Genomic DNA, 11684 nt, shown 5'->3' with positions numbered 1-11684 from the left:
GAAGGCGGCCTCGAGTTCAGCGCGCCGCGCTGCCGACCAGGCCGCGCTCGACAAGCAGCTCGGCGAGCTGCACGGCGTTGGTGGCCGCGCCTTTGCGCAGGTTGTCGGCGACCACCCACATGTTGAGGCAGCGCTCGTGCGAGGGGTCGCGGCGGATGCGTCCCACGAACACTTCGTCGCGACCAGCGGCATCAATCGCCAGCGGATAGCGCCCGTTGTGGGGGTCGTCGACGACGACGATCCCGGGAGCGCTGGCGAGCAACTCGCGGCACCGCTCGGGCGACAGCGGCTCCCGCGTCTGCACGTTGATCGACTCCGAGTGTGAGCTGAACACCGGGACCCGCGCGCACGTCGCGGACACCCCGATGTCGTCGCGACCGAGGATCTTGCGCGTCTCGTTCATCATCTTGCGCTCCTCGGTGGTGTAGTCGTCGCCGTCTTTGAACGTCTCGACCTGTGGCAGCACGTTGAAGGCGATGCGGTGCGGGTAGACGCTCGGCGGCGGTAGCTCCTGGGCTGCGATCAGCGCCTCCGTCTGGCGGTGGAGCTCCTCGATCGCGCGCTGCCCGGTGCCTGACACCGCCTGATAGGTGGAGACGACCACGCGCTCGATCCCGACCGCGTCGAGAATCGGCTTCAGCACCACCACCATCTGCATCGTCGAGCAGTTCGGATTGGCGACGATGCCGCGGTGGTCGTCGAGCGCCTCGGGATTGACCTCGGCGACGACGAGGGGCACCTCAGGCTCCATCCGCCAGCGCGAGGAGTTGTCGACGACCACCGCGCCGGCCCGTGCGAAGCGCGGCGCCCACTCGCCAGACACGGCCGAGCCGGCCGAAAACAGCGCGATGTCGAAACCTTCCTCGGCGCCGTCGACCAGCGGCTCGACGCGCAGAGTGCCGCCTCGCCACGCGATCTCGCGGCCAGCAGATCGCTCCGACGCGAAGGGAACGACCTCGCTGGCGGGAAACTCCCGCTCCTCCAGCACGCTCAGGATCGTTCGGCCGACGGCGCCGGTAGCGCCGACAACAGCAACTCTCACCGTCGCCCGTCCTCTTCGCCGCTAGCCGGACGCGAACGCGCGGCCGCTGCCGGACCGACGAGGTCGGCGCCGTCGGCTCCCTCGGCCAGACCGAAGGCGTCGTGTAGGGCGCGCACCGCTCGCGGCACGTCCTCTTCGCGTATCACGCAGGAGATCTTGATCGGCGAGGTGGAGATCATCTCGATGTTGATCCCGGCGTCGCCGAGAACGCTGAACGCTTTCGCGGCGACGCCCGGATGGCTGCGCATGCCGGCACCGATCAGCGACACGGTGCCCATCCGCTCGTCGGTCGCGATGTCGCCGAAACCGAGCTCGTCGCGAAGCGGTTCGAGCGTCTCGCGGGCCAGCTCGAGGTCGGCACGGGGAACGGTGAACGACATGTCGGCGCGATGCCCTTCCGACACCGGCTCGTTCTGGATGATCATGTCGACGTTGATCGCGCGCTCGGCCAGCGCCGTCATCACCCGGCCAGCGATACCGGGCCGATCGGGAAGGCCGGTGAGCGTGATCCGCGCCTCATCGGTCGAGTGCGTGACGGCGGTGACTAGTGGTCTCTCCATGGTTGTTGCCTCGTCGACGACGAAGGTGCCTGGCCCTTCCTCGAAACTCGAACGACAGTGAATCGTGACGCCGTGGTTGCGGGCGTACTCGACCGAACGCAGCTGCAGCACACGCGCACCTGACGCCGCCATCTCGAGCATCTCCTCGAAGGTGAGCAGCGGCAGCTTGCGCGCATCAGGAACGATACGCGGGTCGGCGCTGAAGACACCCGAGACGTCGGTGAAGATCTCGCACACCTCGGCGCCCAACGCCGCGGCGAGGGCGACAGCCGTGGTGTCGGATCCGCCACGGCCAAGCGTCGTCACGTCAAGTGAATCCTGCGAGACCCCTTGGAAACCGGCGACAAGCACGATCTTGCCCTCCGCAAGCGCGCGCCGGATACGGTCCGCTCGCACGTCGATGATCCGCGCCTTGGTGTGCGTCGAGTCGGTGACGATCCCGGCCTGCGAACCCGACAGCGAGATCGCCTCGTAGCCGAGATCGTTGATCGCCATCGCCGCGAGCGCGCAGGAGATCCGCTCGCCGGTCGAAAGCAACATGTCCATCTCTCGCGGGTGCGGTCGCGACGAGACCTCGTGAGCGAGCGCGATCAGCTCGTCGGTGTGCTTGCCGCGCGCCGAAAGAACAGCGACGACGGCGTTCCCCTCGGCGTGTCGCTCGGCGATGCGGCGGGCGGCCCGCTTAATGCGCTCGGCGTCGGCGACCGAGGTGCCGCCGAACTTCATCACGACTATCGGTCGCTGCACTTGCGTCTCGGCGGCGCCACGGGTCGACCGGCGCTCCGAAGCTGTCGTGCGCTCGTCGGATCGGCCGGTCGCCACGTGGGCGAAAGATACCCTGCGCGCGATGTCCGCGGATCAGCCGCCCGCCCGCCGCCGTTTGCTCGCCACCCGCCGGGGGCGCCGCGCGCTGGCAGCGCTCGCTGCCCTCGCCGCGCTCTCGCTTGCAGCGGGCGTCGTGGTGGGGACGGCGTGGCACGACGAGCAGCGCCGCCAGCCGCTGCGGGCCGAGCGCCCGCTCGTCTCTTTCCTGGCACGGATCGTCCCGCCCATACCGACCGGAACGGGGAAGGCATCACGCCCGCCCCGGACACTCGGGGAGTACGTGCGCCGCCTGCCGCTCGAGGCCGCTGCCGCCCAGGTGATCGCCGTGTCTCCGGCCCGCACCGCCGAGCGCACCGAGCTGGCACGGCTGGCACGCGGCGGCTTCGGGGCGGTGATAGTGCGGCGCAGCGACTGGGGTCGCCGCGCCGACCTCGCTCGACTCGTACGACAGCTACGCGACGAGGTGCGCAAGGTCGGAACGCTTCAGCCGCTGCTGCTCGCACTGCAACCGGGCGGCACAGGTAACGCCCTGCCCGCCCCTCCCGCACTGTCGATCGGCGAGTACGCGACGGTGCGGCAGGCAGCCGACGCATACGCTGTCGCGGCCGACGCGGCGAGGCGCAACGGCCTTCAGGGACTCGTCGGGGTGCCCGCCGACGTCGCCGGCGACGACGAGCCTGCCCTCGGCACGCGCGTCTTCTCGACCGATCCCGCGGAGGTCGCGACCTTCGCCGCGCTGGCCGTACGTTCATGCCTGGAGCGTCGCGTGGTTTGCGCGCCGGCGAGCTTCCCAGGCATCGGCGCGGCCGACCGCCCGCCGGAAAGCGGCCCCGTGACCGTGACGCGCGACCTCGACAGCCTGCGCGAACGCGATCTCGCCGCCTTCTCCGCCGCGTTTCGCGCCGGCGCGCAAGCAGTCGTCGTCGCTCACGCTCTCTACCCCTTCGAGAACTTCTCGACCCCGGCCTCGATGTCGCGCCGCGTGCTCGTCGATCTTTTACGCGGCGAGCTGCGCTTTTCCGGCGTGGCGATCAGCGACGATCTCGCGTCGCCTGCGGTTCGCGACTTCGTCCGCGCCAGCGACGGCGCCGTCGCCGCACTCCGCGCCGGTGCCGATCTAGTCTGGATCTCGGGCACACCCGGCGACCAGCTGGCCGCGTACGCCGCGATCGTCCATGCGGTGCGCACACGCCTTCTGCCACGGGCGCGCCTCGACGAAGCGGTGCAGCGCGTGCTGCTTTTGAAGCGCAGCTACGGGCTACTCGCCGGGCCGAGCGCCGCCGGAGGCTAGTCGCGATCGGAGCCGTCGCGCACTGCCAGTCGCTCGCGTACATGTCGCCGCCAGCGCGCGCCGAGCGCCGCGGTAAGCGGGGAGCGCAACGCGCGTAGCGGCGCGCAGCGCCCACCCGCGCGTGACGAGCAGCGACCGCACGCCGCGCCGCTCCGGCCAGAGGCCAGCCATCACGTCGTCGCCCCTGTCGCAGCACGAGTCGACGAGTCGCTCAGGGCGCTCGCGCACGAAGTAGTCGGCGAAATCGAGGTCGAGCAAGCGACCGGGGGCGTAGCGGCGCAGCCCCTCGTCGTAACCGCGCTTGAACGCGAACAGCTGGCCGCCCGCCGACAAGGCCGTCACGAAGGCGGCCAAGCGATCGCCGACAAGCAAGCCGTAAACAACGAAGGCCCCGCGGGTGTCGAAGGCCCGCGCTACTTGGCGGAAAAAACCGGCGTGGTGGGGGTCGCAGGCAAGCGCGGTGCCGGCCTTCCCCTTCCAGCCGCTCGCCTCGACACGCAGACACTCGTTAAGTACGGCGTCGCCGCTGTCGAGCGGCTTGCAGCGCGGCGCAGCGCCGAGATCGTCGGCAAGCCGCCGGCGACGGCGCCGCAGTTCGCTGCGGCCCTTCTTGCCGAGACGGGAGGCGAGCTCCCCGGCACCTTTCTCCGTCAGGACCGACCGCTCCCACGAGCGCTCCTCGGCGATCTCGAGGTTGCGGCTCTCACCAAGGGCAGCGATCAGCGCGGTGGTCGCTGGACCATCGACCAACGTCGGCAGCCACAGCGCGCCGCGCACCTCGCGCTCGAAGTGCGCGACAAGCGCCTCGGCGACCTGCTCCTCGCAGCCGGCCGCGATAAGCGGCGTCCCGTCGAAGCAGTAGGCGTTAGTGAAACTTGCCAGTAACTGCAGCGGCCCGCGGCTCGCGTGGCAAACCGGCAAGCAGCCGAGCCACCCGTCGCCGCTGTGCGCCACCACCAGCTCGACCGTATTGCGCGGCGCGAGAACCATCGCTGCCGGAAGGACGAAATCGGGATGCCAGAAAGGGTTGGGGTGACTGCTCGACTCGGCCAGTTCCGCCCACTGCGCGATGTCGCTCGCAGACAGATCGCGCAGCCGCACGCGCGTTAAACGCAACCCCTGCGCGGAGGCACTTTTGCGTGCAGCGGGGGCAGGAACGACGGCTAAAGCCTCGACAAAGGCCGGCATCTCGGACGTACAGCTAGTAGCTGCGGCGCACTAGGTGGGGAGGCGCCGCTCCCGCGCCAGCTTACCCGAGACTAGGGCTCCGCGCGAGCCGCTCGCTACAGCGCGTACCGGCCACGCAGGGCGCGGCTCACGGTCAGCTCGTCGGCGTACTCGAGGTCGGCACCGGCCGGCAAGCCGCTCGCGAGCCGGGTCACGCGCAGCTCAGGGAAGCGCCGGTGTAGTTCGTCGGCAAGGTAGAGGGCGGTCGCCTCGCCGGTAGTCGTGGCGTTGGTGGCGATCACCACCTCTTGCGGTCGCTCGCGAGCGATGCGTTCGAAAAGCTGCGCGAAACGGAGATCTTCGACGTCGACACCATCGATCGGTGACAGCGCACCGCCGAGCACGTGGTAACGGCCGCGGAACTCGCCGCTGCGCTCGATCGTGAAGATGTCGCTGGGCTGTTCGACGACGCAGATCAGGCCGTGCTCGCGGCGCTCGTCGGAGCACACGGCGCAGAGCTCGCCCTCGGCGAAGTTGAAACAAACGCGGCATTCGCCGATCCGCCGTTTGAGGTCGAGCAGCGCTTCGGCGAGCGCTGCCACCTCGGGCCCGCTGCGCCCGAGCAAGAAGAAGGCGAGCCGCTGAGCGGTGCGGCGGCCGATGCCGGGGAGACGCGAGAGCTCGGTGATCGCGCGCTCGAGCGCGTCAGCCTGGGTTGGCGTGCCCAGCGGTGCCTCGGCCATCCGCTCGCGGCGAGCTTAGAAGGGCGGCAGGCCGAGCTCGCCAGGGAGCATGCCGGCGAGACCGCCGGTCGCCGCGCCAAGTTTGCGGTTGGCGAGCTCCTGGGCGCTGCGCAGCGCCTCGTTGACCGCGGCCATCACCATCTCGGCGACGATCTCGGCATCGTCGGGATCGATCGCACGCGGGTCGATGTGCAGCTCGCGCAACTCGAGATCGCCGCTCACCACCGCCCGCACCATGCCGCCGCCGGCGCTGGCCTCGACGGTCGCCGCCTTGAGCTCCTCTTGCGCCTTCGCCACCTCGGCTTGCAGACGCTGCGCCTGCTTGACGAGATCACCGAGGTTCGGCTGCTTGCCCTTCTTCACGTCCCCTCCTCTTCTTCGCTTTCGCCGAGCTCGCGTGCGTCGAGCTCGCGTTTCAACGCCTCCACGACCTCGTCGTCGGTGAGTCGATCGCTGCCGGACGCGCACGATTCCGCGGCCGCCACCTCGAAACGAACGGCCACGGGCGCACCGACGAGACCGCGCAAGAGCTCGACGACGCGCTCGCGCTGCTCTTTCACCTTGCGGAACCCGAAGCTGATCGTCTCGGGGAACGTGACGGTCAGCTGGCCGTCCTCCAGCGACGATGGTCGTGCTTGGGCAAGCCAGTGCGAGAGCATGTGGTTGTGCTCGCGAGCGGCCTCGCAAAGCGCTGGCCAGAGCTCCACGATCGTCGCCAGGGTCACGCCGCCGCTGATCGCGGTGGCGTCGCTGCGCGGCGAGGCAGGCGCCGGCGGTGCGCTCGCGACCCGGCCTTCGCCACCGGCAGCGCTCGCCTCGGGGTGGGCGCCGCTAGCGTCCTCGCTACGGTCGTCGCCGACAGGGCTCACGCCTCCGCTCGGCTCGTCACCGGCAGCGGGGGGCTGCGCATCGTGTGCTGTGTCGGAGCGCGCTCCCGCACCGACGGTGCCTTCGACCGCGCTCGCCGCGCTCTCGCGGCTTGCGGCGCCGACCGCCGCGCCGCTCGCCGTCCCCGGGACGCCGGCGACGCGGCGCTCCAGATCCTCGATACGCCGCATCAACGCGTGGAGCGTCGGCTCGCTCGTGCGGTCGCACGCTTTGACGAGCGCCAGCTCGAGCTGCAAGCGGGGCTCGCCGCCCTCGCGCACCCGTGCGAGCGCTTCCGCGAGGAGATCGAGCATGCGCGCGCTCACCCACGTGGGGCAGCGCGCCGCCTGGTCGACGATGCGCGCGCTCTCCTCTTCGGTTAGGCCGACAGCGGCGGGCAGCTCGCCGCTCGCGCCCGCGACGAGCAGCAAGCGAAAGTGGTCGCCGAGCTCGCGCGCGAAGCGCTCGGGATCGCGCCCGCGCTCGCAAACTGCGGCTAGCGCGCGCAGCGCCCTGGCGGCATCGCCGGCGATCGCGGCCTCGGCGACCTCGGCCACCTCCTCGCTGTTCCCGAGACCCAAGAGGTCGCGCACCGCTTCAGTGTCGAGCTGATCGCCGCAGTAGGCGACGAGCTGCTCGAGCGTGCCGAGGGCGTCGCGAAAGCTGCCGTTCGCCGCCCGTGCCACCAGCGCCAGCGCCGTGTCGGGAGCAGAAATCCCCTCCTTTTGGGCCACCCTGCGCAGCACCGCGCGCAACTGATCGGCGCTCGGTCGCGTGAAGTCGAAGCGGTGACAGCGATCGACAATCGTCGCCGGCACCTTGTGCGCTTCGGTCGTGCAGAGCACGAAAACGATGTGCGGCGGCGGCTCTTCGAGCGTTTTGAGAAACGCGTTCCAGGCGGCGGTCGAGAGCATGTGCGCCTCGTCGAGGATGTAGACGCGGCGGCCGCCCTCCATCGGCGCCAAGTGGATGCTCTCGCGCAGCTCGCGGATGTCGTCGACCGAGTTGTGCGAGGCGGCGTCGATCTCGACGACGTCCATCGAACCGCCGGCCATGATCGCACGGCAGCGCGGATCCTCGGGATCGAAGTCGGCGCGCGGCGCCCCTTGGCAGTTGAGCGCGCAGGCGAGCAGTTTCGCCATGCTCGTTTTGCCGGTTCCGCGGGAACCGACGAACAGGTAGGCGTGGTGCACGCGGTCGCGCGCGATCGCGTTGCGCAGCGTGCGTACCACGTGCTCCTGTCCGACTACCTCGTCGAACGTGCGCGGCCGGTGGCGACGGTAGAGGGAACGCATCCGCGTGTGCATGCTAAGGCGATGACCGAGATCCGAACCGTCGAGAGCGCGAACGCACCACAAGCGATCGGCCCCTACAGCCAAGCGATCGCTCACGGCACAGTGCTGTACTGCTCGGGACAGCTGCCGCTCGATCCGAGCACCGGCGAGCTCGTCAAGCTCGATCTGGGCGACCAGACGCGGCGCTGCCTCGAGAACCTCGAGGCGGTCTGCCAAGCCGCCGGCACCTCGCTACGCCGAGCGCTCAGACTCACCGTCTACACCACCGAGCTCGCTCGTTTCGGCGAGATCAACGAGGCGTACGAGGGCTTCTTTGCCGAGCTCGGGGGTCACGCGCCGGCACGGGCAGCGGTCGGGGTCGCAGCGCTTCCGCGTGGAGCGGCGATCGAAATCGACGCGATCGTCGCGCTCATTTAGCCCACTCGGCGGCGAATCCCGAAGGTGGTGAGCGCGCGGCGGCGGGGAAAAGAGTGGACCGTGCACCCGCCTTCGAAGCCGCCCCCGGAGGCCGACACCGTCGTCCGACTCCGGCCAGGCTTGTCCGCGGCGCGAAGGCGCTACCGCTTAAGGCTGCTTCCTCCCGGACCTGACCTGGTTCGCGGGCGCCGACCGCGCGGGACCCGGCCATCGACGCCTTCCGGCGGCGCGACCGAACCCGGGAGCCGCACCCCTCGGACGGGAATTCGGCCCCGCTAGAGCGGATTGCGGGTGACAGGGCACCGCTACCTCCCCGCCTAGCACGGTCCACGGCGAGGATACACCGCGACCGCCGTCCGCACCGTTGCCGCACAGATGCTGCATCACGGTGACAACCACCCTGCGCAGCTAGACTGCGCTGGCGCGGGCGCGTAGCTCAGTGGGAGAGCGCTCCCCTCACACGGGAGAGGTCGCTGGTTCGAGTCCAGCCGCGCCCACTGTCGCGCAACCTCGCGAGTGGCTGCGGTCGCTTCGCCGCCGCGAGCCAAGATTCAAGCGTCCTCACGCTCGCCCTCGGGCGCTTTCTCCCCCGCCCTCTTCGCACCTTCGCCCTCCGCACCACCGCGAGCGCCACGACCACCGCTGCGGTAAGCGATCACCTCGACCGGCTCGACCGTGACTAGCCCCTCCTCGACCATCTCGTCGAGCACCGGGATGATCGCGTCGATGCGCTCGGCGCTGTCGACGACCTCGATCACCACCGGCAGGTCCTCTGACAGCCGCAGCAAGCGGAAAGTGTGGATACGGCTGTGCGCCCCGAAGCCCTCGATCCCGCGCAGCACCGTGGCACCGGCGAGGCCGCGCTCGCGGAGCGTCTCGACGATCGCCTGGTAGAGCGGCTTGCCGCGGTAGCGATCGGACTCGCCGACGAAGATCCGCAGAAGCTTGCCCGGTCCCTCGATCCGCACCGCTTTCACACCGCCCGCGCCACCGCGACGCCGAACAGCGCCCCCGCCACACCAAGAACCACCGACGCCAAAACGTTTAGCACCGCCTGCGCAAGGGCACCGGACTCGAGCATCCGCACGGTCTCGTAGCTGAACGTCGAGAAGGTCGTGAACGCGCCGAGAAATCCGACGCCGAGAGCTATGCGCCACTCGGCAGGTAGCACCATGCGGTTGGTCGTTAGCTCGACAAGCGCGCCGAGCGCGAACGATCCGACCACGTTGATCACGAGCGTGCCGATCGGGAACTGACCCTGCGCGGCGCGCGATATCGCGCCATCCACGGCGTAGCGGCTGAGTGCCCCGAGCGCTCCGAAAACGGCGACGACGACATAGCGCACGACCCGTCGATGATCGCAGGCTCGAACCGCTGTCAGTTGAGCGCGGGATCCGACGGCATCGTGGCGAGCAGGGCGTAGGGGCCACCCTTGCGGCGCAGGACGATGCGCCAGAGGTCGCCGTCGACGAACGGGTCCTCGGGGCTCGCGCTGTCGACGATCCACGCTTCTTGTTCGAGCTCGCGTTCGAGCTGACCGGGAGCCCACCCTGCGTACCCGGCGTAGACGCGGATGCGCGATACGGTCTGCGGCGGACGCTCGGGGTCGAGCACGCCCAGGGTCCCCACCACGATCGAGCTCGCCTCCTCGGGGTCGCCGAACTCCCCGAGGGCGATAACCGCTGTGGGCTGCACCGGCCCGCCGATCAGCACCGGCTCCTCGCCGAAACCGAGCTCCGCCAGGGCGGGAACGGAATCGGCCACGCGCACGTCGGCGCGCCGGTTGAGGACGACCCCGAGCGCGCCTTCGTCCGTGTGCTCCAGGATCAGCACTACCGAGCGACGAAAGTAGTCCTGAAGGGCCGGCGCAGCGATCAACAGCTTGCCCCTGAGCGACTGCCCCCGCACGAGCGCTAAGTGATAACAAGGCTTGCAGGACAGGGCATGGAGCGCAGAACCGAACGCGTAACCCTCGAGACGGACCGTACGCTCGTGAGCGGGGAGCTGACGCTGCCTGCAGAGGGGTACGGCAGCCGCCTCTCCGACCACGTCAACCGCCGCGACGTCGACTTTCTCGTGCTGCGCGACGCCACCGTCACTGCGCTCGACGACGGCTCCGCGCGCAGCTACCCGGTGGTGCTGGTCAATCTCCGCCACGTGCGACTGATCGTGCCCGCCGGGGACGATCCAGCAAGCGGCAGCGACGGCTAGGGCGGCACCCGGTATTGGCTGTCGGCATGGATCCGTCCGCCGGGACGGCAATGATCGGCAGGTGGCTTCACCGCAGCAAAAACGGTCTGCTCGCGCCGCCCGGCCGCCATTGGTTTTTGCGCTATTCGAGTGCCCGCAGGGGGCGTGCGGTGCGCGCTACGAAGGCGTCTTCGAGCCGGGTCGAGCACGAACGCTGCGCTGCGAGCGCTGCGGCAGCGACCTTGTAGCTACGACATTCGCGCGCGGCGAGCGGTCGTCGCTCGATGGCATCCGGCAACTGCCGGATGCCGCTTGACCTCTATCGCGCCGCGCTGGCGGCGCAGCGGAGAGGGTGGGATTCGAACCCACGAGGCGGCTTGTGGCCGCCCACGCGATTTCCAGTCGCGCACCTTAAGCCACTCGGTCACCTCTCCGAGCGGCCTCAAGCGTAGCCGGCTAGCTGCCGCTGTTATCGGCCACCGGTTTCGCGAGCGCATCGCCGCCGCTGAGCGGCAGGGCTACCGGCGGCTCGGCACCGCCTTGGGTCGCGAGCATGCGGGCACGAGCACGCTCGACGAGCTCGCGCAAAAGGGGGGAGAAGGGGCGCTCCTCTTCGGTGTGCCACTGAACCCCGCAGACGAACGAACGGCCCGGCACTTCGATCGCCTCGACGATGCCGTCGGGCAGGGAACGGCCGACCGCGACCACGCCCTCCCCGAGCTCGTCCACTGCCTGGTGGTGGTGCGAGTGCACGACCACGCGCTCGGACCCGATCGTTCTCGCCACAAGCGAGCCTGGTGTTAGCTCGACATCGTGTCGGCCGTAGGTGCCGAGACTCGGAAGGTGGTGGTCGTCCCCAACGACATCCGGCAAGTGCTGGATCAGCGTGCCCCCCAAGGCCACGTTCAACACCTGCGCACCGCGGCAGATGCCGAGCACGGGAATGTCGGCCTCGACCGCGGCGTGGCAGAGCGCGAGCTCGAAGCGGTCGCGCTCGCCGTCGCCGCACACGGTCTGCGGATGGGGCCGCGCGCCGTAGCTCGCGGGGTCGAGGTCGAGCCCCCCGGTCAGCACAAGGCCATCGAGGTGCTCGAGCAGATAGTGGGGCGACAGTGCCGCCTCGTCGTCGGGCGGCAGGACGAGCGCCGCCCCGCCTGCGTCGCGCACCTGATCGATGTACGTGCGCCCGACCACCGCCGCCTCGGCTTCCCACACGCTCCAGCGCGCGCGCTCGAAGGCACCGGTGATACCGATGATCGGGCGGCGGCCGGCTACGTGGCGGGTCAT

12 protein-coding genes, 2 tRNA genes, 1 other RNA gene and 1 pseudogene are annotated in these 11684 nt (G+C 69.9%); 4 read left to right on the top strand and 12 right to left on the bottom strand.

What is annotated here, in order from left to right; all coding sequences use genetic code 11:
* Positions 1 to 16 precede the first annotated feature (16 nt).
* Positions 17 to 1042 (bottom strand): aspartate-semialdehyde dehydrogenase, encoded by a 1026-nt coding sequence (locus JDY09_RS01225; RefSeq protein ID WP_274717061.1) that lies wholly within the window; start codon positions 1040 to 1042, stop codon positions 17 to 19.
* On the bottom strand, positions 1039 to 2328 hold the full coding sequence (locus tag JDY09_RS01220; protein WP_428837453.1) for an aspartate kinase: 1290 nt from the start codon (positions 2326 to 2328) through the stop codon (positions 1039 to 1041). The genes JDY09_RS01225 and JDY09_RS01220 overlap by 4 nt, the downstream gene beginning before the upstream one ends.
* Positions 2329 to 2449: 121 nt before the next feature.
* Between JDY09_RS01220 and JDY09_RS01215 the strand changes: the two genes are divergently transcribed.
* Positions 2450 to 3718, top strand: a complete 1269-nt coding sequence (locus tag JDY09_RS01215) for a glycoside hydrolase family 3 N-terminal domain-containing protein (RefSeq protein ID WP_274717056.1) — start codon at positions 2450 to 2452, stop codon at positions 3716 to 3718.
* Here the strand turns inward: JDY09_RS01215 and JDY09_RS01210 are convergent.
* The 4 genes from JDY09_RS01210 to dnaX form a co-directional block, all read right to left on the bottom strand.
* Positions 3686 to 4819 carry a GNAT family N-acetyltransferase gene (locus tag JDY09_RS01210; protein WP_274717054.1) on the bottom strand — a complete coding sequence of 378 codons (1134 nt, stop codon included), beginning with the start codon at positions 4817 to 4819 and terminating at the stop codon, positions 3686 to 3688. The two genes, JDY09_RS01215 and JDY09_RS01210, sit on opposite strands and share 33 nt — an antisense overlap.
* A gap of 182 nt (positions 4820 to 5001) precedes the next feature.
* The gene (recR, locus tag JDY09_RS01205) at positions 5002 to 5628 is read right to left on the bottom strand and encodes a recombination mediator RecR (RefSeq protein WP_274717052.1); all 627 of its coding nucleotides are present in this window, start codon (positions 5626 to 5628) and stop codon (positions 5002 to 5004) included.
* Between the two features lie 15 nt (positions 5629 to 5643).
* On the bottom strand, positions 5644 to 5991 hold the full coding sequence (locus JDY09_RS01200) for a YbaB/EbfC family nucleoid-associated protein (RefSeq protein ID WP_274717050.1): 348 nt from the start codon (positions 5989 to 5991) through the stop codon (positions 5644 to 5646).
* A complete protein-coding gene (gene dnaX / locus JDY09_RS01195; protein WP_274717048.1) occupies positions 5988 to 7790 on the bottom strand; it encodes a DNA polymerase III subunit gamma/tau in 1803 nt (600 codons plus the stop codon). The genes JDY09_RS01200 and dnaX overlap by 4 nt, the downstream gene beginning before the upstream one ends.
* 21 nt (positions 7791 to 7811) lie before the next feature.
* On the opposite strand from dnaX, the gene JDY09_RS01190 reads away from it, so the two are divergent.
* On the top strand, positions 7812 to 8207 hold the full coding sequence (locus tag JDY09_RS01190) for a Rid family detoxifying hydrolase (protein WP_274717046.1): 396 nt from the start codon (positions 7812 to 7814) through the stop codon (positions 8205 to 8207).
* 58 nt (positions 8208 to 8265) lie between these two features.
* On the opposite strand, the gene ffs is transcribed toward JDY09_RS01190, so the two are convergent.
* Positions 8266 to 8533, bottom strand: an RNA gene (gene ffs / locus JDY09_RS01185) — signal recognition particle sRNA large type.
* A 99-nt stretch (positions 8534 to 8632) separates the two neighbouring features.
* Here ffs and JDY09_RS01180 point away from each other — a divergent pair.
* Positions 8633 to 8704 (top strand) — tRNA-Val (locus JDY09_RS01180).
* 144 nt (positions 8705 to 8848) lie between these two features.
* Here the strand turns inward: JDY09_RS01180 and JDY09_RS01175 are convergent.
* The 3 genes and pseudogenes from JDY09_RS01175 to JDY09_RS01165 all read right to left on the bottom strand — a co-directional run.
* Positions 8849 to 9175: pseudogene (locus JDY09_RS01175) on the bottom strand (DUF190 domain-containing protein); the annotation flags it as partial.
* A 5-nt stretch (positions 9176 to 9180) separates the two neighbouring features.
* Positions 9181 to 9552 carry a fluoride efflux transporter CrcB gene (gene crcB / locus JDY09_RS01170; protein ID WP_274717042.1) on the bottom strand — a complete coding sequence of 124 codons (372 nt, stop codon included), beginning with the start codon at positions 9550 to 9552 and terminating at the stop codon, positions 9181 to 9183.
* Between the two features lie 32 nt (positions 9553 to 9584).
* Entirely contained in the window at positions 9585 to 10115 is a 531-nt protein-coding gene (locus JDY09_RS01165) for a YqgE/AlgH family protein (RefSeq protein WP_274717040.1), read from the bottom strand.
* A 36-nt stretch (positions 10116 to 10151) separates the two neighbouring features.
* Between JDY09_RS01165 and JDY09_RS01160 the strand changes: the two genes are divergently transcribed.
* Positions 10152 to 10418 carry a hypothetical protein gene (locus tag JDY09_RS01160; protein ID WP_274717038.1) on the top strand — a complete coding sequence of 89 codons (267 nt, stop codon included), beginning with the start codon at positions 10152 to 10154 and terminating at the stop codon, positions 10416 to 10418.
* Between the two features lie 323 nt (positions 10419 to 10741).
* Here the strand turns inward: JDY09_RS01160 and JDY09_RS01155 are convergent.
* Together JDY09_RS01155 and JDY09_RS01150 are read right to left on the bottom strand one after the other, a co-directional pair.
* Positions 10742 to 10831 (bottom strand) — tRNA-Ser (locus JDY09_RS01155).
* Positions 10832 to 10853: 22 nt separating this feature from the next.
* Complete coding sequence (locus JDY09_RS01150; protein WP_274717037.1) at positions 10854 to 11684, bottom strand: gamma-glutamyl-gamma-aminobutyrate hydrolase family protein; 831 nt, start codon at positions 11682 to 11684, stop codon at positions 10854 to 10856.

This window comes from Thermoleophilum album (assembly GCF_028867705.1).
Classification (GTDB): Bacteria; Actinomycetota; Thermoleophilia; order Solirubrobacterales; family Thermoleophilaceae; genus Thermoleophilum.
The sequence above is the reverse complement of the archived record's forward strand: the minus strand, read 5'-3'. Positions and strand labels throughout refer to the sequence as shown.